The sequence below is a fragment of the Pseudomonas sp. KBN10P06128 genome (genome assembly GCF_037574945.1).
Classification (GTDB): domain Bacteria; phylum Pseudomonadota; class Gammaproteobacteria; order Pseudomonadales; family Pseudomonadaceae; genus Pseudomonas; species Pseudomonas aeruginosa.
Genome location: NZ_JBBELR010000001.1, coordinates 3,064,782 through 3,090,106 on the forward strand (window position 1 = coordinate 3,064,782; position 25,325 = coordinate 3,090,106).

19 protein-coding genes are annotated in these 25,325 nt (G+C 68.2%); 12 read left to right on the forward strand and 7 right to left on the reverse strand.

Features of this window, described 5'->3' with window-relative positions:
• Positions 1–132: 132 nt before the first annotated feature.
• The 5 genes from VQ065_RS14605 to lasA all read left to right on the forward strand — a co-directional run bounded on the left by VQ065_RS14605 (position 133) and on the right by lasA (position 5,632).
• Complete coding sequence (locus VQ065_RS14605; protein WP_003113617.1) at positions 133–660, forward strand: type VI pilus biosynthesis protein; 528 nt, start codon at positions 133–135, stop codon at positions 658–660.
• Positions 647–2,977 carry a type II secretion system secretin GspD gene (gene gspD / locus VQ065_RS14610; RefSeq protein ID WP_003088091.1) on the forward strand — a complete coding sequence of 777 codons (2,331 nt, stop codon included), beginning with the start codon at positions 647–649 and terminating at the stop codon, positions 2,975–2,977. Before VQ065_RS14605 ends, gspD begins: the two co-directional genes overlap by 14 nt.
• A gap of 167 nt (positions 2,978–3,144) precedes the next feature.
• Entirely contained in the window at positions 3,145–3,384 is a 240-nt protein-coding gene (acpP, locus tag VQ065_RS14615) for an acyl carrier protein (protein WP_003132735.1), read from the forward strand.
• Between the two features lie 282 nt (positions 3,385–3,666).
• Positions 3,667–4,092, forward strand: coding sequence for a hypothetical protein (locus VQ065_RS14620; RefSeq protein WP_003088094.1), 426 nt, complete (start codon positions 3,667–3,669; stop codon positions 4,090–4,092).
• 283 nt (positions 4,093–4,375) lie between these two features.
• Entirely contained in the window at positions 4,376–5,632 is a 1,257-nt protein-coding gene (lasA, locus tag VQ065_RS14625; protein WP_003088096.1) for an elastinolytic metalloprotease LasA, read from the forward strand.
• 126 nt (positions 5,633–5,758) lie between these two features.
• Here lasA and VQ065_RS14630 read toward each other — a convergent pair whose 3' ends face one another.
• The gene (locus VQ065_RS14630; protein ID WP_003106675.1) at positions 5,759–6,550 is read right to left on the reverse strand and encodes an EcsC family protein; all 792 of its coding nucleotides are present in this window, start codon (positions 6,548–6,550) and stop codon (positions 5,759–5,761) included.
• A 60-nt stretch (positions 6,551–6,610) separates the two neighbouring features.
• Entirely contained in the window at positions 6,611–7,633 is a 1,023-nt protein-coding gene (locus VQ065_RS14635; RefSeq protein WP_003088098.1) for a transporter, read from the reverse strand.
• A 500-nt stretch (positions 7,634–8,133) separates the two neighbouring features.
• Here VQ065_RS14635 and VQ065_RS14640 point away from each other — a divergent pair, with 500 nt between their 5' ends.
• From VQ065_RS14640 to VQ065_RS14655, 4 genes are read left to right on the forward strand one after another with little or no spacing between them, the layout of a single operon-like run.
• Positions 8,134–14,286: an Ig-like domain-containing protein gene (locus tag VQ065_RS14640; RefSeq protein WP_003088102.1), complete on the forward strand. Its 6,153-nt coding sequence runs from the start codon at positions 8,134–8,136 to the stop codon at positions 14,284–14,286.
• Entirely contained in the window at positions 14,286–15,563 is a 1,278-nt protein-coding gene (locus tag VQ065_RS14645) for a TolC family protein (RefSeq protein WP_003088104.1), read from the forward strand. The genes VQ065_RS14640 and VQ065_RS14645 overlap by 1 nt, the downstream gene beginning before the upstream one ends.
• Entirely contained in the window at positions 15,553–17,724 is a 2,172-nt protein-coding gene (locus VQ065_RS14650) for a type I secretion system permease/ATPase (protein WP_003088105.1), read from the forward strand. The genes VQ065_RS14645 and VQ065_RS14650 overlap by 11 nt, the downstream gene beginning before the upstream one ends.
• A complete protein-coding gene (locus VQ065_RS14655; RefSeq protein ID WP_003088106.1) occupies positions 17,714–18,901 on the forward strand; it encodes an HlyD family efflux transporter periplasmic adaptor subunit in 1,188 nt (395 codons plus the stop codon). Before VQ065_RS14650 ends, VQ065_RS14655 begins: the two co-directional genes overlap by 11 nt.
• A 108-nt stretch (positions 18,902–19,009) precedes the next feature.
• Here the strand turns inward: VQ065_RS14655 and VQ065_RS14660 are convergent, their stop codons facing one another.
• The 4 genes from VQ065_RS14660 to VQ065_RS14675 form a co-directional block, all read right to left on the reverse strand.
• The gene (locus tag VQ065_RS14660) at positions 19,010–19,588 is read right to left on the reverse strand and encodes an HD domain-containing protein (RefSeq protein ID WP_003088107.1); all 579 of its coding nucleotides are present in this window, start codon (positions 19,586–19,588) and stop codon (positions 19,010–19,012) included.
• Positions 19,589–19,676: 88 nt separating this feature from the next.
• A complete protein-coding gene (locus tag VQ065_RS14665; RefSeq protein WP_003088112.1) occupies positions 19,677–20,231 on the reverse strand; it encodes a helix-turn-helix domain-containing protein in 555 nt (184 codons plus the stop codon).
• A gap of 157 nt (positions 20,232–20,388) precedes the next feature.
• On the reverse strand, positions 20,389–22,584 hold the full coding sequence (locus VQ065_RS14670) for a xanthine dehydrogenase family protein molybdopterin-binding subunit (RefSeq protein ID WP_003088114.1): 2,196 nt from the start codon (positions 22,582–22,584) through the stop codon (positions 20,389–20,391).
• 4 nt (positions 22,585–22,588) lie between these two features.
• A complete protein-coding gene (locus VQ065_RS14675) occupies positions 22,589–23,050 on the reverse strand; it encodes a (2Fe-2S)-binding protein (protein ID WP_003088117.1) in 462 nt (153 codons plus the stop codon).
• Between the two features lie 330 nt (positions 23,051–23,380).
• On the opposite strand from VQ065_RS14675, the gene VQ065_RS14680 reads away from it, so the two are divergent.
• Both VQ065_RS14680 and ndhC read left to right on the forward strand, forming a co-directional pair.
• Entirely contained in the window at positions 23,381–23,704 is a 324-nt protein-coding gene (locus tag VQ065_RS14680; protein ID WP_003102734.1) for a DMT family transporter, read from the forward strand.
• A gap of 12 nt (positions 23,705–23,716) precedes the next feature.
• Positions 23,717–24,115, forward strand: a complete 399-nt coding sequence (gene ndhC / locus VQ065_RS14685; protein WP_003088123.1) for an NADH-quinone oxidoreductase subunit A — start codon at positions 23,717–23,719, stop codon at positions 24,113–24,115.
• On the opposite strand, the gene VQ065_RS14690 is transcribed toward ndhC, so the two are convergent.
• The gene (locus tag VQ065_RS14690) at positions 24,112–24,663 is read right to left on the reverse strand and encodes a helix-turn-helix domain-containing protein (RefSeq protein ID WP_023098678.1); all 552 of its coding nucleotides are present in this window, start codon (positions 24,661–24,663) and stop codon (positions 24,112–24,114) included. The genes ndhC and VQ065_RS14690 overlap by 4 nt on opposite strands.
• A gap of 85 nt (positions 24,664–24,748) precedes the next feature.
• Between VQ065_RS14690 and VQ065_RS14695 the strand changes: the two genes are divergently transcribed.
• Positions 24,749–25,282: a GNAT family N-acetyltransferase gene (locus VQ065_RS14695; protein WP_003088128.1), complete on the forward strand. Its 534-nt coding sequence runs from the start codon at positions 24,749–24,751 to the stop codon at positions 25,280–25,282.
• Positions 25,283–25,325: the final 43 nt, after the last annotated feature.

Consider the following 25,325-nt stretch of genomic DNA (forward strand, 5'->3'; position numbering starts at 1 on the left):
CGCGCCTGGCGTTTTGTGGGCCAGTTCCCGCCACGAAGGATCAAAGCGGGCAGCCTTAACAGTTTTGCCCTTTCGCGGCCGTAGGTCGCAGCCCCATCCCTTATGCTCGCCGCCCCTGGGCGAGCCGCGTCGATGCAGCGCGCCCGTTTGCCGGAATCCGCCTGCTGCATGTCGCGTCACCTTCCATCGTCTTTCGTTTCCCTGCGCAGCCTGGCCGGGCATGCGCCCGCTGTGCTTTGCGTGCTGCTGCTGGCGTTGCTCAGCGCCAGCCTGGCCAGCCAGACGCGCTCGCTGCGCCGCGAGCTGGCGGAATTGCCCGCCGCAGCGGCCCCGGCGCCGCCAGCTAACCCTTCAGCGGCCCCGCGCGCGGCGTTAGCCGGCTTGTTCGGTGGCGCTCCGTCGCCGCGCGGCGCGACGGCGGGCGAGCGTCTGCAATTACGCCTGCTGGCCTGCTTCCTGGCGCGTCGCGAGGACCGCTCGGCGGCGCTGATCGCGGTGGCCGGGCGCTCGCAGCGCTTCCTACCGGGCGCCGAAGTGCGCCCCGGCACCGTGCTGCTGGCGGTTCATCGCGACCATGTGGTGCTGCGCGACCAGGGTTATGAAGAACGTCTGTATTTCCCCAAAGCCGAAGGGGCAGAAACCACCCATGCCACGTTGTAGTACCCGTTCCGCCCAGCGCCTGTCTCCGCTGTTCCTGGTCCTGTCGCTGGCCGTCCTCGGCCTGGCGCCGCCGGTCCATCCGGCACCTGCCGCGACTGCCGCCGCGCAAGAGGAAGAGCAGTGGACGATCAACATGAAGGATGCCGAGATCGGCGACTTCATCGAGCAGGTATCGAGCATCAGCGGCCAGACCTTCGTCGTCGATCCGCGGGTGAAGGGACGGGTCACGGTGGTATCCCAGGCGCGGCTCAGCCTGGCGGAGGTCTACCAACTGTTCCTTTCGGTGCTCGCCACCCATGGCTACGCGGTGCTGCCGCAGGGCGACCAGGCGCGTATCGTGCCGAACATGGAGGCACGCCAGGACGCCGCGCAGAAGACCGTCCGCGATGGGCCGGGCAGCCTGGAGACGCGGGTGGTCCAGGCGCAGCAGACCTCGGTGGCGGAACTGATCCCGATGATCCGGCCGCTGGTCCCGGCCCATGGCCATCTGGCCGCCGTGCCGTCGGCCAACGCGCTGATCGTCAGCGACCGCCGCGCCAACATCGAGCGCATCGAGGCGATCGTGCGCAGCCTCGACCGGGCCGGCGAACATGACTACAGCATCTACGACATGCGCCATGCCTGGGTCGCGGAAATCGCCGAGGTGCTCGATCGCAGCGTCACCCCGGCCGCCGGGAAGAGCGCCGCCACCGTCCAGGTCCTCGCCGACAGCCGCAGCAACCGCCTGGTCCTGCTCGGGCCGCCGCAGGCGCGAGCGCGCTTGCTGCGGCTGGCGCAGTCGCTCGACGTCCCCTCGTCGCGGTCGGCGAACAGCCGGGTGATCCGCCTGCGCCATGGCGACGCCAAGACCCTCGCCGCCACCCTCGGGGAGATCGGCGAATCGCTGCACGGCGAGCGGGGCCAGGATGGCCGGGGAAGCGGCAAGCGCGGCCTGCTGGTGCGCGCCGACGAATCGCTGAATGCCCTGGTGATCCTCGCCGACCCGGAGGATGTCGGTCTGCTCGAGGACATCGTCCGCCAGCTCGACGTGCCGCGTGCGCAACTGTTGGTGGAGGCGGCGATCGTCGAGCTGTCCGGCGAGATCGGCGACGCCCTCGGGGTGCAATGGGCGCTGCGTAGCGGGCATGTCGCCGGCGGCGCTGGCTTCGCCGACAGCGGGTTGTCCATCGGCACTCTGCTAGGCGCGTTGCAGGCCGGCAAGCCGCCGGCAGAGCTGCCCGACGGTGCGATAGTCGGCCTCGGCAGTCGCGATTTCGGCGCACTGGTCACCGCGCTGAGCCGCAATAGCCGCAGCAACCTGCTGTCGACGCCGAGCCTGCTGACCCTGGACAACCAGAAGGCGGAAATCCTGGTCGGCCAGAACGTGCCGTTCCAGACCGGCAGCTACACCACCAGCGCCAGCGGTTCGAGCAATCCGTTCACCACTGTCGAGCGCAAGGATATCGGGGTGACCCTCAAGGTCACGCCGCACATCGGCGAGGACCGCATGCTGCGCCTGGAGATCGAGCAGGAAATATCCTCCATCGCGCCAACCGCCACCCTGGCGGCGAAGGCGGTGGACTTGGTGACCAACAAGCGCTCGATCAAGAGCACCGTACTGGCCGACGACGGCCAGGTCATCGTCCTCGGCGGACTGATCCAGGACGACCTGCTGCGCAGCGATTCGCGGGTACCGCTGCTGGGCGACATCCCCGGCGTCGGCCGGCTGTTCCGCTCGTCCCGCGAGACCCGGGTGAAGCGCAACCTGATGGTCTTCCTGCGACCGAGCATCGTCCGCGATGCCGCCGGCCTGGAGCGCATCAGCCATGGCCGTTACCGTTCCATCCAGTTGCTGCGCGGTGCTGCCGGCGAACCGGTACGCCCGCTGTTCGAGGATGCCGGCGCCATCGACCTGCGTCCCGCCGCCCAGGTCGCACCGGCACCTATTGGCTCGCCGCGCAGCTATCCGGCTCCAGCCCCGGTGCTGATGGAGAAGCCGCGCCTGGCGGACCCGGCGTCCCTGGGCGACGGTCGCGGCGGCGAGGTGCTGGAGGTTCGCCAGGGCACGCACGCGCCGCAGCCGCCGTCACCCCAGCGCTACGCCGTGCGATTGGTCGAGGGCAGCAGCGAAGCCTTCATGCGCGCGCTGATCGAGCGGCATCCGGGCCTGTCGTTGCGTTTGCGCCGCGAACTGCGCGATGGCCAGGAGCTGTTCGCGGTGGAGCGGGGCGACTACCTCGACCCGGAGCAGGCACGCCGGGCCCTGGCGGAACTGCCCGAAAGCCTGCCGCGAGGGAAGGCGCGGGTGATTGCGCATACGCCGGGAAGCGCCCTGTGACGGACTTCGAATCCTTGCGTCGCGCTTCGTCCACCGGATTGAGCGGCGCGCTGCGGCGGCCGCGCTCCGGCGCAGCGCCACTGCCAGATCTGGCAGTTGTCGCTGGCGGGGACGGAGGCTTTAGTAGCCGCACTTTTTTCCAGGGCCGGGCAGTGGGACCGCAATGCATGGACGACATCGAGACCAGAGTGAGGAAGCTGGTAGCCGCCCGGCTCGGCGTGGAGGAATGCGACATCCGGCTGGACAGCGATTTCCGTAACGACTTCGGTGCCGAGTCGCTCGAGGTGGTCGAACTGGTCATGGCCCTGGAAGCGGAGTTCGGCGTCGAGATCGCCGATGACGATGCGGAACGGATCGAGACCGTGCGCCAGGCCATCGACTATCTCGAGGAAGCCGTGCCGACCTGACTCCCCCTGGACCACCGGCCGATGCCGTGGTCATTCCCTGCGAAACGCTGTGCGCCACCTCCCGCCCGTGCCGGCGGCAAGGTGCGCGACGTCCCGCGCTTCGATTACGCCGGATCGTCCAGCCCGCCCCGGGCCGATCCGGCTTTTTTTTGCCCGCCACCGTGGTAGCGAGGCAGCCGCCGTCGGTTGGATTTCCTGAATCTTCCGGCGCCTCGCCGGTCGACCGGACAGGGGCGTTGCGCCATTCGCGGTGCGCGCTCGCCATTCGTAACGGAGGTCGCCATGGCTACACGACGGAAAACCACACCCCAGGAAATCGACGACATTCAGGACCGCATGGGTTCGATACGCGAACTCGATTTCGACGAGCGCCGCCAGGCGCGCAAGGCACGGATCGGCGACGAGCGGCCCGAGGCCGAGGTGGAAGCCGAGTTTTCCCCGCGGCGGGTACGCGAGGCGGGCCACGCCGGCGGGCAGCCGGACGAGGACGACGGTTACCAGGATAACGTCGGCATGGACGATCTGGCGCCGGAGACCCTGATCGACGAAAGCGGCGCCCGCTCGCCGGCCGAGCGCGGTGGCGAATCGCCCGCGGACAAGCGCCTGAGGGTTGTGCATGGCAACGAGATCGGCGCTGGCCACGGCCTTGACGAAGCCGAGCTGGCACGTCGCGATCCGCTCGACGGCTCCTCCACCGAGGAACGCTGAGCGCGCGCAGACTGTATCGAAGTATTTCCGGCGCCTGGCGTTCTGTGATCGATTCGGCTCGGTTGTGGTGCGCTGCCGCACGCTTTACCGCCGGATGGAGCGGGGCACCGGATTTACTGCAAAAGCTGATAGTTGTCTTCCCGGGTGACGGCGTTGCACGGTCCTGCGGCGTGCAACCCGGCCTGGGCGAAATACCGGCGGAGCGGACCAGGCTATCCCGTCGGAGGCGATGTCGCCGGGCTGCTGGCTTTCAAGGTTTCCCTTCGATGACCAGGAGCTACCCATGCAGCACAAAAGATCCCGCGCCCTGGCGAGCCCGCGCTCGCCGTTCCTCTTCGCCCTGCTGGCGCTCGCCGTGGGCGGCACGGCCAACGCCCATGACGATGGCCTGCCGGCCTTCCGCTATTCGGCGGAGCTACTCGGCCAGTTGCAATTGCCCAGCGTGGCCCTGCCGCTGAATGACGAACTGTTCCTCTACGGTCGCGACGCCGAGGCGTTCGACCTCGAGGCCTACCTGGCCTTGAACGCGCCGGCGCTGCGCGACAAAAGCGAATACCTGGAGCACTGGAGCGGCTACTACAGCATCAACCCGAAAGTGTTGTTGACCCTGATGGTCATGCAGTCCGGGCCGTTGGGTGCGCCGGACGAGCGCGCCTTGGCGGCGCCGCTGGGGCGGCTGTCGGCGAAACGCGGCTTCGATGCCCAGGTACGCGACGTGTTGCAGCAGTTGTCGCGGCGCTACTACGGTTTCGAGGAATACCAGTTGCGCCAGGCGGCTGCGCGCAAGGCCGTCGGCGAGGACGGCCTGAACGCGGCATCGGCCGCGCTGCTCGGTCTGTTGCGAGAGGGGGCGAAGGCCTCCGCCGTGCAAGGCGGCAATCCGCTCGGCGCCTACGCGCAGACCTTCCAGCGCCTGTTCGGCACCCCGGCCGCGGAACTCCTGCAGCCGCGCAACCGCGTGGCCCGGCAACTCCAGGCGAAGGCCGCGCTGGCGCCGCCATCCAACCTGATGCAATTGCCCTGGCGCCAGGGCTATTCCTGGCAGCCCAACGGAGCGCATTCGAACTCCGGCTCGGGCTATCCGTACTCGTCCTTCGATGCGTCCTACGACTGGCCGCGCTGGGGCAGTGCGACCTACAGCGTGGTCGCCGCCCACGCCGGCACGGTACGGGTGTTGTCGCGCTGCCAGGTACGGGTGACCCACCCCAGCGGCTGGGCGACCAACTACTACCACATGGACCAGATCCAGGTGAGCAACGGCCAGCAGGTCAGCGCCGACACCAAGCTCGGCGTCTATGCCAGCAACATCAACACCGCGCTCTGCGAGGGTGGCAGCTCCACCGGACCGCACCTGCATTTCTCGCTGCTCTACAACGGCGCCTTCGTTTCCCTGCAGGGAGCCAGCTTCGGTCCGTACCGGATCAACGTCGGCACCAGCAACTACGACAACGATTGTCGCCGCTACTATTTCTACAACCAGAGCGCCGGCACCACCCATTGCGCTTTCCGCCCGTTGTACAACCCCGGCCTGGCGCTCTGAGTCGGCGCGGGGCCCGGCTCCAGCCGGGCTCCGCGCGAGGCTCCGCCGCGAGCGAAACGGCGCTGAACACCTGGCGCGTCGCTGCCGCCGCGCCCGGCGCCAGGCTGACCGCGTGGGCCGGCATGCTCAGCCGCGCCGTGGCAGCAGGGCGTAGGCGTCGCGAACCACATCCTTGCCGTAGTGGCGCTCCAGGCGGCGGACGACGAAGTGACCGCGCGCCATGGCCTGGAAATGGTTCATGAACACCGTGTTGATCGCCGCGCCGCCGAGGGCGCCGACGATGGGCACGATCTGCGCCGCGAGCTTTTCCGAATACTGCACGCCCAGGCGCTCGGCGACCTTGCGCACCAGGGCCAGGAGCATGGGCGCGGCCTTCTTGCTGCCGGCGTCCTTGCCGAGGAAGTCGGCGGCCGCCTTGACCTGCTGGGCCAGCGCCGTACGCACCGCGTAGTAGCCGGACTCCGACGCGTCGTCCGAGGCGGATTTGCCGCCGAGGGCGAAGACTTCGATACAGGCCATCAGGGTGTCCATGTCCCTGATCGACTCGCCCTCGCTGCGCGCGATGTCGGCGATGGAACGGAAGATGATGCCGGTGGTGACCGGCACCTCGACCAGCATCGCCAGCGGCCCGAAGAAGCCGCCGACGCCACCGGAAACGGCGGCGCCGAGGGTATGCAGGCGGTTCGCCGGTTGACCGCTGGCGTTTTCCTGGAGAGTGGCGGTGGCCGAGCGGGCGACTTTCAGCAGCGCTCCCTCGATCACCGAACCGAGCTTCTCGTTGACCTTCCGCGGCAGCTTCTTCAGGCCGTATTCGATCGGCGTGCCCAGCAGGCTGGTGAGTTGCGCGGTGAGTCCAGGGTTCTCCAGCAGGTTCTTGGCGGCCTGGAGTTGCTTGAGATCGGCGGGGGAAAGGCTCATGGAAGGTCCGGCTGACGGTGGTCGGTCAACCTAACCACTGTCCGCCGGCGTTGTCCACGCTCAATAGTCGCCGCGCTTGCGGAAGGCCCAGCGGCCGGCGAGGAAGGTGAAGCTGGCGACCAGCACGAGCATGATCCAGAAGCCTTCAGGATCGTCGGCGAAGGGAATCCCGCCGACGTTCATGCCGAAGAAGCCGGCGACGATGTTGATCGGCAGGGCCAGCACCGTGACCATGGTCAGGGTGAAGAGGATGCGGTTGTTCTGTTCGTTGAGCTTGGCCGCGATCTCTTCCTGCAGCAGCTTGATCCGTTCGCCCAGGGCGGTCAGGTCGCTGATCACCAGGGAGAACTCCTCGGTGGCTTCGCGCAGCTCACGCAGGTCGGCATCCTGTAGCCATTCCGGCGGTCGGTTGAGCAGGCGCAGCAGCGAACCGGGCTCCAGCGCCAGCAGGCGTTGCAGGCGTACCAGCACGCGCCGCATGGCGCCGAGGTCGGCGCGGTTGGCGGAGAGGCGCAGGGCCAGTAGCTGGTCCTCGATGCGGTCCACTGCGACGCTGGTTTCGCGGACGATCTGGGTCAGCACGTCGCCCTGGTCGCGCAACAGGTGGATCAGCAACTGCAGGGGTGAACGGAAAGGTTCGCCATGCTTCACCGAAGAGCGCAGCTTGTCCACCGAGCGCAGCGGTTGCGCTCGTGCACTGACCAGCAGCCGGCCGCGGGCGCAGACCCACAGGGTGGCCACGTCCGAGGAAACCAGGCCGAAGTTGAAGACCACGTCGTTGACCACTGCCAGCAGCGCCGAGTCGACGTGTTCGATGCGCGTCGAGCGCGACCCTTCGCGCAGGCTTTCGAAGAAATACTCCGGCAGTTCCAGATGCTTCTTCATCCAGCGCTCGCAGGCGGCATGGGCGAGGTTCAGGTGCAGCCAGAGGAACTCGTCCGGCGCCTCCTCGCGAGCCTGCCGCAGGCAGGCGAGGGCGGTAGCCGAGTCGATTTCCCGCCCCGCTTCGCCGGGGCGGAAACGGAAACCGTAGATCAGGCCGAACAGGTCGGCGTCCTGGGGCGGGGAGATACCGTGATGCATGGTCGCTCGCGGGAGAGGATCGGTTGGATAACTTGGCATCGTGACGATGACGCTTTGATTGCAGGACGATGAAGGCCGCTTCGCGGGATGCCCGGCGATGCTTTCCGTTGGAACTGTCGGGGGCGTCTTGCCGTCGCCTCGCGCCGACGAACTACGAGGTGCCGGGAAGTGCTATTTCATTTCTCCCGGTTTTTTATGAAATACGCATCGTAGAGTTCTGATATTTGCCCGCTGGGTTATTTAGTCGATTTGCCGTGCCAGGTGATGGGGGTTGTTTATAAAGTATTATAACTTTTTGATTATATATTGTTTATCAATTAGATAGGCGTGTGATGGCTAAATGGCTGCATGTTTTCCAGGGGTTATCTAAATTGAATTTTTCATAGGGGTTTTCTTAGTCGTTATATATAAAGTCAGACTCGCCTTTTATTTAAAAGCTGCTATTTCTGGATTACATGGTGCGGCCGTTCGGTCGCTGCTTGACAAGAGGAATGTCGGAAATGTCGATCCAGGCGAAAGTTACCCCTATCGATCAGAGTATTTCTTCTGCGGCTGCCGTCGAGGTTCCGGAAAACGGGATACTCAAACTCTCCCAGAGCAGTAATATCGCGCTCGATGTCGCACCGGAGTCGGTGGCGGGATACTCGAAGAGCGGTTCGGACCTGATCGTCCAGCTGAAGACCGGGGAAAGCGTCCGGATCGCCAACTTCTATGCGGAAGGCCAGCCTTCCAGCCAACTGTTCCTGGCCGACAAGGACAAGCTGGTGGCGGTAGATCTGCCGCCGGTCGCTGCCGACGGGCCGCTGATGGCCGGCTACATCCCGCAGGAAAGCCTGGCCGGTTTCGAGTCGCTGACCGGCGCCGGTGTGCTCGGTGGCATGAGCGCAGGGACTGCGCTGCTGGTCGGTGCGGCGGCCATCGGCGCCGGGGTGGCTATTTCCAACAGCAGCGGCGGCGGTGGCGGCGGCGGTTCTTCGGTGCCCCCGGACACCACTCCGCCGAAGGCGGCCAGCGGCCTGAAGATAGCGCCTGACGGCAGCAGCATCAGCGGCCAGGCCGAGGCCGGCGCGAGCGTCGGCATCGATACCAATGGCGACGGCAAGCCGGACCTCACCGTGATCGCCGATGCCAACGGCAATTTCACCGCTCCGCTGAACCCGCCGCTGACCAATGGCGAGACGGTGACGGTGATCGTTACCGACCCGGCCGGCAACAGCAGCACCCCGGTCACCGCCGAAGCCCCTGACTTCCCCGACGCGCCCCAGGTCAATGCCAGCAACGGCAGCGTCCTCAGTGGTACGGCGGAAGCGGGCGTGACCATCGTGATCACCGACGGCAACGGCAATCCGATCGGCCAGACCAGCGCCGATGCCAACGGCAACTGGAGCTTCACCCCCGGTAGCCAACTGCCGGATGGCACCGTGGTCAATGTGGTGGCCAGGGACGCCGCCGGCAACAGCAGCCCGGCGACCTCCATCACCGTCGACGGCGTGGCGCCGAGCGCGCCGGTGGTCGAGCCGAGCAACGGCAGCGAACTCAGCGGGACTGCCGAACCGGGCAGCAGCGTGACCCTGACCGACGGCAATGGCAATCCGATCGGCCAGACCACCGCCGATGCCAACGGCAACTGGTCTTTCACGCCGTCCACCCCGCTGCCGGACGGTACCGTGGTCAACGTGGTGGCCAGAGATGCCGCCGGCAACAGCAGTCCGCCGGCCAGCGTTACCGTGGATGCCGTCGCGCCGGCCACGCCCACCGTCGATCCGAGCAACGGTACGACCCTCAGCGGCACCGCCGAGCCGGGCAGTAGCGTGACCCTGACCGACGGCAACGGTAACCCGATAGGGCAGGTCACCGCCGACGGCAGCGGCAACTGGACCTTCACCCCGAGCACACCGTTGCCCAACGGCACGGTGGTCAACGCCACGGCTACCGACCCGTCCGGCAACGCCAGTTCGCCGGCCAGCGTCACCGTGGACGCCGTGGCACCGGCCACGCCAGTGGTCAACCCGAGCAACGGCACCACGCTCAGCGGCACCGCCGAGCCGGGCGCTACCGTGACCCTGACCGACGGCAACGGCAACCCGATAGGGCAGGTCACCGCCGATGGCAGCGGCAACTGGAGCTTCACACCGGGCACGCCGCTGGCCAACGGCACCGTGGTCAACGCCACGGCCAGCGACCCGACCGGCAATACCAGCGCTCCGGCCAGCACCACCGTGGACTCGGTGGCGCCGGCCGCGCCGGTGGTCAATCCGAGCAACGGCGCGGAGATCAGCGGCACCGCCGAACCGGGCGCCACGGTGACCCTGACCGATGGCAGCGGCAATCCCATCGGGCAGGTCACTGCCGACGGCAGCGGCAACTGGAGCTTCACCCCGTCCACGCCGCTGGCGGATGGAACCGTGGTCAACGCCACCGCTACCGACCCGGCCGGCAATACCGGCGGCCAGGGCAGCACCACCGTGGACGCCATCGCGCCGGCCACGCCGACCGTCAACCTGAGCAATGGCAGCAGCCTCAGCGGCACCGCCGAGCCGGGCAGCACGGTGATTCTCACCGACGGCAACGGCAATCCGATCGCCGAGGTCACCGCCGACGGCAGCGGCAACTGGACCTACACCCCGTCCACGCCGATCGCCAACGGTACTGTGGTCAACGTGGTGGCCGAGGACGCCGCCGGTAACAGCAGCCCGCCGGCGACGGTGACCGTCGATTCCAGCGCGCCGCCGGCGCCGGTGATCAACCCGAGCAATGGCGTCGTCATCAGCGGCACCGCCGAGGCCGGTGCCACCGTGACCCTCACCGATGCCGGCGGCAACCCGATAGGGCAGGTCACCGCCGACGGCAGCGGCAACTGGAGCTTCACGCCGGGCACGCCGCTGGCCAACGGCACGGTGATCGTCGCCACGGCCACCGACCCGACCGGCAATACCGGCCCGCAGGCCGCCACCACGGTGGACGCGGTGGCGCCGCCGGCGCCGGTGATCGATCCGAGCAACGGCACGACCATCAGCGGCACCGCGGAGGCCGGGGCCAAGGTGATCCTCACCGACGGCAACGGCAACCCGATCGGCGAAACCACCGCCGACGGCAGCGGCAACTGGACCTTCACGCCCGCCACGCCGCTGGCCAACGGCACGGTGGTCAACGCCGTGGCCCAGGACCCTGCGGGCAATACCGGCCCGCAGGGCAGCACTACCGTGGACGCGGTGGCGCCGAACACGCCTGTGGTCAATCCGAGCAACGGCAACCTGCTCAACGGTACCGCCGAGCCGGGCAGCACCGTGACCTTGACCGACGGCAACGGCAACCCGATCGGCCAGACCACCGCCGATGGCAGCGGCAACTGGAGCTTCACGCCCGGCTCGCAACTGCCCAACGGCACCGTGGTCAACGTGACCGCGAGCGACGCCGCCGGCAATACCAGCCCTCCCGCTACCACGACGGTGGATTCCTCACTGCCGTCGATCCCGCAGGTGGATCCGAGCAACGGCTCGGTGATCAGCGGCACCGCCGACGCCGGCAACACCATCATCATCACCGATGGCAACGGCAACCCGATCGGCCAGGTCACCGCCGACGGCAGCGGCAACTGGTCCTTCACTCCAGGCATCCCGCTGCCGGATGGCACGGTGGTCAACGTGGTGGCGCGCAGCCCAAGCAATGTCGACAGTGCGCCGGCGGTGATCACGGTGGATGGCGTGGCCCCGGCGGCGCCGGTGATCGATCCGAGCAACGGCACCGAGATAAGCGGTACCGCGGAAGCTGGCGCGACGGTGATCCTCACCGATGGCGGCGGCAACCCGATCGGCCAGGCCACCGCCGACGGCAGCGGCAACTGGACGTTCACCCCGGGCACCCCGCTGGCCAACGGCACCGTGATCAATGCGGTGGCCCAGGACCCAGCCGGCAACACCAGCGGTCCGGCCAGCACCACGGTGGACGCGGTGGCCCCGGCCACCCCGGTGGTCAACCCGAGCAACGGCAGCGTGATCGCCGGTACCGCGGAAGCCGGCGCCACGGTGATCCTCACCGACGGCGGCGGCAACCCGATCGGCCAGGCCACTGCCGATGGCAGCGGCAACTGGAGCTTCACCCCGGGCACACCGCTGGCCAACGGCTCGGTGGTCAATGCGGTGGCCCAGGACGCCGCCGGCAACACCAGCGGCCCGGCCAGCACCACGGTGGACTCGGTAGCCCCGGCCACCCCGGTGCTCGATCCGAGCAACGGTACGGTGATCAGCGGTACCGCCGAAGCCGGCGCCACGGTGATCCTCACCGATGGCGGCGGCAACCCGATAGGGCAGGCCACCGCCGATGGCAGCGGCAACTGGAGCTTCACCCCGGGCACGCCGCTGGCCAACGGCTCGGTGATCAATGCGGTGGCCCAGGACGCCGCCGGCAACACCAGCGGCCCGGTCAGCACCACGGTGGACGCTGTGGCCCCGGCCACCCCGGTGATCGACCCGAGCAATGGTGTCGAACTCAGCGGCACCGCCGAACCCGGCGTCCGGGTGATCCTCACCGATGGCAATGGCAACCCGATCGGCCAGACCCTTGCCGACGGCAGCGGCAACTGGAGCTTCACGCCGGGCACGCCGCTGGCCAACGGCACGGTGGTCAACGCCGTGGCCCAGGACCCGGCCGGCAATACCAGCGGCCCGGCCAGCACCACGGTGGACACGGTGGCTCCGGCCACGCCGGTGATCAATGCCAGCAACGGCAGCGTGATCACCGGGACCGCCGAGGTCGGCGCCAAGGTGATCCTCACCGATGGCAACGGCAACCCGATCGGCGAGACCACCGCCGACGGCAGTGGCAACTGGACCTTCACCCCCGGCACGCCGCTGGCCAACGGTACGGTGATCAACGCCGTCGCCGAGGACGCCGCGGGCAACGCCAGCGGTCCGGCCAGCACCACGGTGGACTCGGTGGCGCCGTCCGCTCCGCTGCTGAGCATCAGCGCCGACGGCGCGCTGCTGACCGGCACCGCCGAGCCGAACAGCCAGGTGCGTATCGTGGTCAACGGCGACACCGCCAACCCGATCACGGTCACCGTCGACGGCGCCGGCAACTTCAGCCTGCCGTTCGCGCCGCCGCTGATCACCGGCGAACTGATCGCCGGGGTCGCCGTGGACGCCGCCGGCAACGTCAGCGGGCCGGCCACCATCAACGCGCCGGACCTGGCGCCGCCGACCATCAGCGTGCCGGAAGCCGCCGATACCTGGATCAACGCCGCGGAGATCGGCGACGGCATCCAGGTCGATGTGACGGTCCGTCCGACCATGCAGGTCGGCCAGGTGGTCACGGTCAAGTTCGCCGGGCAGAACGGCTACGAGGCCGAGGTCAGCCATACCCTCACCGCCGGCGACATCGCCGCCGGCAACCTGACCCTGACCCTGACGCCTCCCGGCGGCATGGGCCCGTTCCCGGAGGGCGCCTCGACCGTCACCGCCGACATCAACGGCGGCACCGCGTCGACCCCGGTGCCGTTCACCATCGACACCATTCCGCCGGCGACCCCGGTGCTGTCCCTGGCCGGCAACATCCTGACCATTTCGGCGGAGCCGGGCACCGAGCTGACGGTCACCGTCGACATCGGCGGGGCGACCGCCACCGCCACGGTGACCGCCGACAACAGCGGGCTGGCGTCGCTGAACCTGCTCACCGATCTGGACGTCGACTTCAGTTGGGACCAGTTGCTCAATGCCCAGGTGTCGGTGGTCGGTCGCGACCCGGCCGGCAACCCGAGCAACACGGCGAGCATCGGCATCGGCACCAGCATCGAGCAACCGGTGACCATCGGTAACTTCGGCCTCGACGTCAGCCTCAACCCGCTGAACCCGCGTTTCGGTTTCAGCGGCACCACCGAGCCCAACTCCAGCGTGGTGATCCGGGTCATCACCCCGGCGTTGAACGTCGAATTGCTGCCGATCCAGGCGGACTCGTCCGGCAACTTCTCGCTGAACCTGCTGAGCCCGACCATCCTCACCCAGTTGGGGCTGAACATCACCGACATCCTCAACCTCGGCTCGCAGATCTCGTTCAACCTGGTGTCCACCGACTCCAATGGCAACGACAGCGCCGCCTACGGGATCACCCTGACCCCCAACGGACTGTCGCTCAATATCGGCCAGATCGATGTCAACGGTACTTCCGGCGACGACGTGCTGTCCGGCGCCAACGGCAGTTCGGAGCACATCAACGGCGGCGACGGCAGCGACCTGATCTTCAACGTGGGCACCGGCGATCACGTGGTGGCCGGCAACGGCAACGACACCATCCAGATCACCGCGACCGATTTCGTCAGCATCGATGGCGGCGCCGGGTTCGACACCCTGGTCCTGGCCAACGGCATCGACCTCGACTACAACGCCGTCGGCGTCGGCACGCTCAGCAACCTCGAGCGCATCGACCTCGGCAAGGGCGATTCGGGTAGCGTGCTGACCCTGACCGCGGCGGAGGTGGATGCCATCACCGATGCCAACAACACGTTGCAGATCACCGGCGAGAACAACGACACCCTGAACGTGGTGGGTGCGGTGAATACCGGTACCACGCAACTGATCAACGGCATTACCTACGACGTCTACACCTTCGGCAGTACCACCCTGCTGATCGAGGACAACACGGTACAGGTCGTGGTCTGATGCGCGGGCGCAGGCAGTACGCGCGCAAGGGACGGCGGCATGGGAAGGGAGCCATCTGGCTCCTTTCCCTGGGCCTGCCGATGTTCGCGTCGGCCATGCCCCTCGACCAGGCGGTCAGGGCAGGGCTGGCGATCCACCCGGAAGTACGATCCGCGATGGCCGAAGCGGACCGCGCAGGCACCGAGGTGGAGATGGCCAAAGGGGGGTACTACCCCTCCGTGACGATGTCCGGAGGGCCGCAGGAGTTCGACTTCGGCGAGATCGTCTACGATCTCACCGCGTCGCAGATGCTGTACGACTGGGGGCGGGTGACGAGCAAGGTCGACAGCGCCAGCGCGACCCAGCGCAAGCTGTCCGAGGCGGTGCTGGTGGCGCGCGACGACGCGGCGCTGGATATCGTCGAGACCTACCTCGACGTGCTCGCCTCGGAGCGCCGGGTGGAGGTGGTGCGCGAACACATCCAGCGCCTCGACGGCATCCGCGAGATGACCCAGGCGCGCGGCGGCGACGGCTACGCCGACCGCAGCGAGCTGGATCGCGCCAATCTGGAACTGTCGCGGGCCCAGGAGCAGTTGTCGCTGGAGAAGGGCAACCTGCAGGACGCGCGCAACCAGTACGCGATCCTGGTCGGCCAGGAGCCCGCCGACCTGGTGGAGCCCGAGCCGATGTCGCTGCAACGCTACCTGGCGGCCAGCGATATGGCGCGGGTGATCCGCGAATCGCCTTTGCAGCGCAAGGCCCTGGAGGACGCCAATGTCGCCGAGGCAGAGGTCCGCGAGGCCAAGGCGTCGCTGCTGCCGCAACTGAACCTGGAGGCCAGCGCGCTGCGCCGGGAGATCGGCGGGCATCCGGAAAGCGACTCGGTGGTATCCCTGCGCTTCCGCATGGACACCTTCCAGGGGCTTTCCAACTTCCGCCGGCCGACCGCCGCGCAGCAGCGCCTGGAATCGGCGAAATGGAGCGCCGACGCGATGCAGCGCGACATCCGCCGGCAACTGCAGAACCTCTTCGACAACGGCGACACGCTGCGCTGGCGGGAACAGTCGCTGACCCAGCAGGTGACCGAGTCGGAGCAGGTCGGCGAGTTGTATCGCGAACAGTTCGAGGTTGGCCGGCGCGACGTGATCGACCTGCTCAACGTGCAGCGCGAGCGGTTCGAGGCAGAGCGGCAACTGATCAACCTGCGGATCGAACGCAAGCGCATCGAGTATCGGGCGGCCGCGCAAGTCGGCCTGTTGGGCCCGCTATTGGAGAACCGGCTGAATCATGGAAGCTGAGAAAACCCCGGATAACGTCGTGATCCTCAACCACGACCCCATCGTCGACCCGTTGCGCCAGGGCCTGCTGCTGCTCTGCCGGCAGCTCGGCCGGCCACTCGGCGACGCCGAACTGGTGGACGGCATGCCGCTGGAGCACGGTCGCCTGCCGTTGCACCTGGTGGCCCGCGCGTTGCGCCGCGCCGACATCACCGCCCAGGTCACCCGCCAGCCGTTGCGCCGGATCGACCGCTACCTGCTGCCGGCCCTGCTGCTGCTCGACGACGGCCGCGCCCTGGTGCTGGTGGGCAACGACGGCGAGCACGCCGAGGTGCTGGTGCCGCAGAGCGACGGCGGAAGCCAGAGGATGCCGCTGGCCGAGCTGGAAGCGCTGTACAGTGGCACGGCGATCTTCGCCAAGTGTCGCTACCGGCCGGACGGGCGGGTCGGCGACTACGCCAGCGCCTTGCCCGAGCACTGGTTCTTCGGCCCGCTCAAGCGGCTCTGGCGTTCCTACGCCGAGGTCACCGCCGCGGCGCTGGTGGCCAACGTCCTGGCGGTCGCCTCGGCACTGTTCGCCATGCAGGTCTACGACCGCGTGGTGCCCAACGCGGCGTTCGACACCCTGTGGATCCTCGCCAGCGGCGTGGCCCTGGCGATCGTCCTCGACGGGGTCCTGCGGATCATGCGCGGCCACCTGCTCAACGTGCTCGGCAAGCGCCTCGACCTGCAACTCTCGACCCTGCTGTTCTCCCGCGTGCTGAGCACCCGGGTCGCCGCCAAGCCGGCGTCGATGGGCGCCTTCAGTACCCAGGTGCGGGAGTTCGAGTCGGTGCGCGAGTTCTTCACCTCGTCCAGCGCGGCGCTGATCAGCGACCTGCCGTTCGTGGCGATCTTCCTGCTGATCATCGCCGTGATCGGCGGCCATGTGGTCTGGGTGCCGCTGGTGGCCTGCGTGCTGATGATCCTGCCGGGGCTGCTGACCCAGCGCCTGCTCGGCCACCTGTCGCGGCAGAACCTGCGCGAAGGGGCGATGAAGAACGGCGTGCTGCTGGAAGCCTTCGAGCACCTGGAGACGGTCAAGGCGACTCGCGCCGAAGGCCGCTGCCTGCACCAGTGGGAAACCCTGACCGGCGAACTGGCCGGCACGGCGATGAAAACCCATACCCTGGCCTCGACCCTGAGCTACTCGGCGAGCATCGTCCAGCAGCTCTGCTACGTCGGCGTGGTGGTCTTCGGCGTCTATCGGATCAGCGAGGGCGCGATGACCGTCGGCGGCCTGGTGGCCTGCTCGATCCTCGCCTCGCGGGCCATCGCACCGCTGTCGCAGGCGGCCGGCATCCTCGGTCGCTGGCAGCACACCAAGGTGGCGATGGAAGGCCTCGACCAACTGATGAGCGCCGAGCAGGAGCGCCCCCAGGGCAAGCGCTTCGTGCACAAGGAGCGCCTGCAGGGACATTACCGCCTGGAGGGCGTGCGCCTGGCCCACGGCGACAGCCCGCCGGTGGTCGACGTGCAGGCCCTGAACATCCGCGCCGGCGAGCGGGTGGCGCTGCTCGGCGGCAACGGCGCCGGCAAGTCGACCCTGTTGCGCCTGCTCAGCGGCCTGCTCGACGCGCAGGCGGGACGCCTGCTGCTGGACGACGTCAGCCTGACCCAGATCGACCCAGCCGACCGCCAGCGCGGTATCGGCTACCTGCCGCAGGACGTGGCGCTGTTCCATGGCAGCCTGCGCGACAACCTCAACCTGGAGAACGCCGCGCTGGGCGACGAGGAACTGCTGGAGACCCTCGACGGGGTCGGCCTGGGCGCCTTCGTCCGCGGCCACCCGCTGGGGCTGGACATGCCGATCCAGGGCAACGCCAGCCTGTCCGGCGGCCAGCGCCAGGCCGTCGGGCTGGCCCGGGTGCTGCTACAGGACCCTCCGATCCTGCTGCTCGACGAGCCGACCGCGGCCTTCGACCAGGGCAGCGAGAAACAGGTCATCGACTACCTGCAGCAATGGTTGGGCAAGCGCACCCTGGTCATCACCACCCACAAGAAAAGCATGCTCGCCCTGGTCGAGCGTGCGGTGGTCCTGCGCCAGGGCAGGGTGATCATGGACGGCCCGCTGGAGCAGGTGGTGCAGGGCAACCAGGTACAGGCACCGCAGGCCGCCGAAGGAGGCAACCATGGACTCTGACCGCGACGCCGCCGCCCTGCGCCGGCAGCTGGCCGACCCGTTGCTGGCGGCTACCCACCCGGTCTACCGGCCGCTGCTCTGGACCCTGCTCGGTTGCGTGCTGCTGTTCATCGGCTGGGCGGCCTGGGCGCAACTGGACGAGGTGACCCGCGGCGACGGTCGGGTCGTGCCGTTCAGCCGCATCCAGAAGATCCAGAGCCTGGAGGGCGGCATCCTCGACCGCCTGCTGGTGAAGGAGGGCGACCTGGTGGAAGTCGGCCAGCCGCTGGTGCGCCTCGACGAGACGCGCTTCCTCACCAACTTCCAGGAGTCGGCGAACCAGGCCAGCGTGCTGCGCGCGGCCATTGCCCGGCTCGACGCCGAAGTGCTCGGCAGGAAGAGCATCGAGTTCCCGCCGGACGTCGATCCCGAGGGGCCGCTGGCGCGCTCCGAGCGCGAGCTGTTCAAGTCGCGCCGCGACAAACTGGTGGAGGGCACCCAGGCGATCCAGCGGCAGATCCACCTGGCGCAGAGCCAGCTCGACCTGGTTCGCCCGCTGGTGGCCAAGCGTGCGGTGAGCCAGATGGAGGCGCTCAAGCTGAGCCAGGACATCGCCACCCTCAGCGGCAAGCTGACCGAGCTGAAAAGCACCTATTTCCAGGATGCCTATACCGAGCGCGCCCAGCGCAAGGCCGATCTCAGCGCCCTGGAACCGATCGTCCAGCAGCGCCAGGACCAGTTGCGCCGCACCGAGATCCTGTCGCCGGTGCGCGGGCGGGTGAACACCGTGCTGATCAACACCCGCGGCGGGGTGATCCAGCCCGGCGAGCCGATCATGGAAGTGATCCCGGTAGAGGAGCGCCTGCTGGTGGAGGCGAAGATCAAGCCGCGCGACGTGGCCTTCCTCGTTCCCGGCATGCCGGCCAAGGTGAAGATCACCGCCTACGACTACACCATCTACGGCGACCTCAAGGGCACCCTGGAGCAGATCAGCGCCGACACCATCGAGGAGGACACCCCGCATGGCAAGGAGTCCTACTACCAGGTGCTGATCAAGACCGATGGCAGCCAACTGAAGCGCGGCGAGGAGGTATTGCCGATCATTCCGGGGATGGTCGCCGAGGTGGACATCCTCAGCGGCAAGCGCAGCGTGCTCAACTACCTGCTGCGGCCGCTGATCAAGGCGCGCCTTTACTGAGGCGTGCAGGACAGGCCCCGGTCGGTGGAAACGTGCCAGCCGCTTCCCTGTAGCCATGGCGAGCTACGTAGGCGGTGGCGCTGGTAACGCTGCCCGGGCGGGCGCACGCTAGGCGTCGCGCCGAGCTGCGAGGCGCTGTCGGGTCTTGGCGTCGAGTAGCTCGCGCAGGGTCTTGAACAGCGGTGCGCGGTCGGTATAGCGACGGCCGTAGTCGAGGTTGAAGGCATAGTCGAAGTCCGCCGGATTGTCGCCCTGGGTGTGCTGGAGCAGGGTTTCCAGCTTGTCCAGCGCTTTCACTGCCAGGGCTTCGGCGGTCTCGCCGCGCTCGTATTCGTCCCACAGGGCGAGCAGGCGATCGCGCAGCGGCGTGTCCAGATGACGGGTCAGCTGCAACAGGTCGGCGCGTTCCTGTTCGCCCTTGTCCGGGTGCGCCGCTTGCTCGACGGCGGGGATGTCGCCGTGGATCGCTTCGCCGAGGTCGTGGACCACGCACATGCGCAGAACCTTGCCGAGGTCCAGGCCGGCCAGTTGGTCCTCGAAGGCCAGTGCCATCAGGCAAAGCCGCCAGCTATGTTCGGCGGTGCTTTCCGGGCGGCCGGAGGAGGTGTGCGCGGAGCGCAGGACGTCTTTCAGGCGTTCGGCTTCGCGGAGGAATTCGAGGCGGTTGCTCAGCAGTTCGAGGGACATGGCGCGGGCTCCGCTACCGGTGAAACGAGCCTGCAAGCCTAGGCGCGGCGGTGCTGAAGGTCCATGGATAAAATATCCGCGGCGACGTTCAGAGGGTTTCCACCAGGCGTACCGCGCGTCCATCCGAGAGGGTCATGCGGGTCCAGCGGCAACGGCTGCGTCGGATCGGCACGATGGCCGAGGCGTTCGCTCCGCTGGCGAACTCCAGCGCCGGCGGTGCCAGCAGTTCGCGCCAGCCGAGTTCCTCGAGGGTGGCTTCCTGGCGGAGGATTTCCTCGCTGCAATAGGGCCACAGCGAACGGTCGAGCAGTTCGCCGAGAGGCACGCCGAATTGCGCGGCGCGTGCCGGCGAACAGGCCAACAGGCGATGGGTGAGGTCGCAGATCAGGTGCACGGGTTGCGGGTTGGCCTCGACCAGGCGGGCCAGTGCCTGGTCGGCGGCGGCTTCCAGGCGGGCGCCGAGCAGACGCTCCAGGCGTGCCCGTTCCTCCACCAGCAGCGCCTGGGTACCGGACTCCCAGCGCGAGATGGTCGATTGCGCCACGCCGAGCAATTCGGCGGCATGCGTTTGCTTGACCCGATGCAGCAGGCGCCAGCGACGCAGGGCGGGGCCCAGGGACGAAGAAGGGAGAGGCTCGGTCATGCTTGGCTACGCGGGCGAATGGACGCTGAAGTCTGCGCCCGACGCCGGGCGGAGGCAAATCGGCGCGACACCGGGGGGACCCGTATGGTCGGCGGCGATCCTCGGAGGGCCGCCCGCGCCGCGCCGGCAGCCGTGGAGCTGCCGGCGTGCGTCTCGCTCAGGCCTTGGCGAAGGAGGTGGGGAAGGGCAGGTTGTACAGGCGTTGCCCGGTGGCGGCGAAGATCGCATTGGCCAGCGCAGGGCCGATGGGCGCCACGCCGGGTTCGCCGACCCCGGTGGGCGCTTCGCCGGAGGGCACGATGTGCACTTCGACCTTGGGCATCTCGGCGATCCGCAGCACCTGGTAGCCGTCGAAGTTGTTCTGCTCGACCTTGCCGTCCTTCAGGGTGATCGCGCTGTGCAGGATCGCGCCGAGGCCGAAGCCGATGCCGCCCTCCATCTGCGCGGCGATCACGTCCGGGTTGATCGGGATGCCACAGTCCACCGCACAGACCACCCGCTCGACCTTCAGCTTGCCGTCCTTGTCCACCGAGACCTCGACCACCTGGGCGACGAAGGTCTTGAATGCCTCGGTCACCGCGATCCCGCGCCCGCGCCCGGCGGGCAGCGGCCTGGATGGGTCCCAGCCGGCCTTTTCCGCGGCCAGTTCGAGCACGCCGCGCAGGCGCGGCTGCTCTGCCAGCAGGTCGCGGCGGAACAGATAGGGGTCCTTGCCGGCGGCCTGCGCCGCCTCGTCGATGAACGCCTCCACCGCGTAGACCGTGTGCGAGCTGCCGACCACCCGCCACCACAGGACCGGCACGCCGACCTGGGTGGTGCTCAGCTCGACCGAGACATTGGGCACCGCATAGGGCAGGTTGGCGGCGCCTTCCACCGAGGTGGCGTCGACGCCGTCCTTGACCATCACCGCGGCGAACGGCGTGCCTTCCAGGATCGACTGGCCGACGATGCGATGTTGCCAGCCGACCAGTTTGCCGTCGGCGTCGAGCCCGGCTTCGAGCCGGTGGTAGTACATCGGCCGGTAGAAGCCGCCGTGGATGTCGTCCTCGCGGGTCCATTGCAGCTTCACCGGCACGCCGTTGGCGCCCAGCGCCTTGGCGATCGATACCGCCTCGACGATATAGTCCGACCAGGCGTTGGCGCGCCGGCCGAAGCTGCCGCCGGCGTAGAGCGTATTGATCTTCACCTGCTCCGGCTTCAGCCCGGCGGTGCGCGCCGCGTTGCCCTGGTCGACGGTCTGGAACTGGTCGCCGGCCCAGAACTCGCAGCTGTCGGCGGTCAGCCTGACCACTGCGTCCAGCGGCTCCATCGGCGCATGGGCAAGGAACGGGAACTCGTAGCTGGCGGCGATCCTGCGGGTCGCCCCGGCCACCGCCTTGGCGGCGTCGCCGTCCCTGCGCGCGGGCTTGCCGGGTTGCTCGGCGAGCTTGCGGTACTCCGCCATCAGCGCCTCGGAACCACGCTTCTCGGCCTTGCTCTCGTCCCACTCGACCTTGAGCGCGTCGCGGCCTTGCTTCGCCGCCCAGAAGCCCTTGGCGACCACCGCCACGCCGTGCGGCACCTGGACCACCTCGACCACCCCCGGAATCGCCCTGGTCGCCGTGGCGTCGAACGATTTCACCGTAGCGCCGAACAGCGGCGGGCGCTGGAGCAGGGCGACCAGCATGCCGGGCAGGCTGACGTCGAGGGTGAATTGCGCACTGCCGTCGGTCTTGCCGGGAACGTCGACGCGCGGCGCCTGGTGACCGATCAGGCGGAAGTCCTTGGGATCCTTCAATTGCACTTTTTCCGGCACCGGCAGTTCCGCCGCCGCAGCGGCCAGCGAACCGTAGCTGGCCTTGCGCTGGCTGGTCGGATGTTCGACGAAGCCGTCGCGGGTACGCAGTTCGGCGGCTGGTATCTGCCACTGGCGGGCGGCGGCCTCGACCAGCATCGCGCGCGCCTTGGCCCCGGCCTCGCGCAATTGCATCCAGGAGTTGGCCATCGCCGAACTGCCGCCGGTGCCCTGCATGGTGCCGAAGGCCAGGTTGGCGTAGCGTTTGGCGTCGGCGGGCGCGCTTTCCACGCGGACCTTGCTCCAGTCCGCGTCGAGTTCCTCGGCGACGATGGTGGCGATACCGGTATAGGCGCCCTGGCCCATCTCCACGTGCTTGGCGATCACCGTGACACTGTCGTCCGGGGCGATCCGCAGGAAGGCGTTGGGCGCGAAGCCGGCGTCCGGCAGGGCCGCGGCGAGGGCGCGCCGGGCTCCGCTCCACTGGAAGCCGATGGTCAGGCCGACCACCGCGGCGCCTTTGAGGAAGCCGCGGCGCGAGCCGGGCAGGGCGTTGCTCAGATCGATCTTGCTGTTCATGGCGTCAGGCCTTCAGGGTGTCGGCGGCTTCGTGGATGGCGGCGCGGATCCGCACATAGGCGGCGCAGCGGCAGATGTTGCCGTTCATCGCGGCATCGATGTCGGCGTCGCTGGGGCTGGCGTTCTGCTCCAGCAGCGCGGTGGCGGACATGATCTGGCCGGACTGGCAGTAGCCGCACTGCGGTACCTGGAGCTTGACCCAGGCGTTCTGCACGGCCTTGCCGGGCTTGCTCTGGATACCCTCGATGGTGGTGACGCGCTTGCCGGCGACCGCGGAGACCGGCAGCACGCAGGAACGTACCGCGGTGCCGTCCAGCTGCACGGTGCAGGCGCCGCACTGGGCCATGCCGCAGCCGAACTTGGTGCCGTGCAGGCCGGCGCTTTCCCGGATGGCCCAGAGCAGGGGCATGTTGGGATCGACGTCGAGGGTGACGTTCTTGCCGTTCAGGACGAGCGAGGTGGGCATGCTGATTCTCCACGGAAAGGCCCGGGCAGGGCGTTATCTCTTATCAGGCAGGGATGCATCGGGCGAAGTGTGCGCGAAGGACGAAACGGACGCCTTGCACGATCCTGCGAAAGTCTAGATCAATCCTGCCGAGCGTCCCGGCGGGCGCGGCGCGGAAACGCGGCGAAACAACTCCGTCGGCGCAGGCGTTCACCCGCCATCGGCAACGCGCTAGGATCGCTGCCGTCGGTGACTGACGCCCGCCCGGGCGGCACGCACTTTCAGCCGGAAGCGGGACGACCCGTTTTCCCTCTTTCATTGCGCGGGGACGACCCTGCAGAGAGGCTGAAAATGGCGTGGATCTATCTCTTGCTCGCCGGTGTCTTCGAAATCGTCTGGGCCACGGCCATGAAGGAGTCGGCCGGCTTCACCCGCCTGTGGCCGAGCCTGGTCACCCTGCTGTTCATGATCCTCAGCTTCGGCCTGCTGGCCGTTTCCATGAAAACCCTGCCCCTCGGCACGGCCTATACCATCTGGGTCGGCATCGGTGCGGTCGGCGCCTTCGCCCTGGGCATCCTGCTCTTCGGCGAAAGCCCGAGCCCGTTGCGGCTGCTGGCGGTGGGGCTGATCGTGGCCGGCATCGTCATTCTCAAGCTGGCGACCCGCCAGGGCTGAGGGGCGACCATCATGTACGCATCCTTCGCTCCCGCGACCTGGGCCTTGCTCGCCTACCTCTTCGGCGCGCTCGCCCTTTGCCTGCTCATGCTGGGGTTGGGCCGGGTGCTGGGCGGCCGGTCGCATGGCCGGGCGAAGAACCTGCCGTTCGAGTCGGGGGTTGATTCCACCGGCTCGTCGCGCTTGCGCTTCTCGGTCAAGTACGCGTTGGTCGCCATGCTGTTCGTGATCTTCGGCATCGAGATGCCGTTCCTCTACCTCTGGGCGGTGTCGCTGCGGGAGAATGGCTGGGCGGGTTTCGTCGAGGCGACGCTGTTCGTCTCCCTGCTGCTGGTCGGACTGTTCTACCTGCACCGGGTCGGCGCCCTCGACTGGTCGCCGGAGCGCCGGCGGAAAAAGCCGCACGACTAGTCGTGGAGGATCACCAGCAGGTAGCGGCAGGCTTGCCCGGCGGTGGCGAAGGTCACCGCGCGGTCGACGCCGAAGTCCAGGCGGTCGCCGCGTTGCAGGTGGAACGACTGCTCGCCGTAATCCACCCGCAGCGCACCCTCGACCAGCCACAGGCGCTGCCGGTAGGGCCGGCCGCCCCAGCGGGGATAGTCGAGGCGGGCGTTCGCCGGGATCTCCACTTCCACCATCTCGCAGCCGCTGCGCGGATCGCGAGCGCCGACCTGGCGGCGGCGGTAGCCGCTGGCCGGGTCTTCCCACACTTCCTGCTGCGCGCGCCGGCAGAGCGGTTCTGCCGGCGCCTGCGTGTCGCCGAGCAGCTCGGAGAGGGCGATCCCCAGGCCGCTGGCGAGACGGCCGAGGACGCTGGCGGTGGGGCTGCTTTGGTTGCGCTCGATGCGCGAGATCATCGCCTTGCTCACCGCGCAGCGTTCGGCCAGTTGGGCGAGGGTCAGCTCGCGCTCCTTGCGCAGGGCGGCTAGGCGTCGGGCAATCAGTTCGTCGATATCCATGAGTGGCCCTGGCGGATTTTTCTCGTCCATGATAGTCACTGTCCAATATATTGGAAATTCGACCTTGCATTGGAGCTTGCCCGCGATGACCGAACCGACGATTCGCCGCCTGGCTGGCGAGGAGATCCTGGCGCGCCTGGACGAACTGGCCGAGGTACTGCTGGACTGCGTGGAAGGTGGGGCTTCGGTCAGCTTCATGTGGCCGTTGCCGCGGGAGCGGGCGCTGGCCTTCTGGCACGGCGTCGGCGAGAGCGTGGCGGGCGACGAACGCCTGCTGCTGGTGGCGGAAGCGGAGGGGCGGATCGTCGGTACCGTGCAACTGCTCCTCGACCAACCGCCGAACCAGCCGCACCGCGCCGACGTGGCGAAGATGCTGGTGCACCGGCGTGCGCGTCGGCGCGGCATCGGCGAGGCGCTGATGGGCGAGCTGGACCGGCTCGCCCGGGCCTGCGGCAAGTCCCTGCTGGTGCTGGACACGGTCAGCGGCAGCGCCGCCGAACAGCTGTACCTGAAGACCGGCTGGACACGGGTCGGGGAAATTCCGGACTACGCCCTGATGCCGGACGGCACGCCCTGTCCCACCACCTATTTCTACAAGCGCCTGGCTGCTGCCGGCTGACCGAAGATGCCAGCGTTCCCAAGGCAGGCCGGGTAGAATCGGC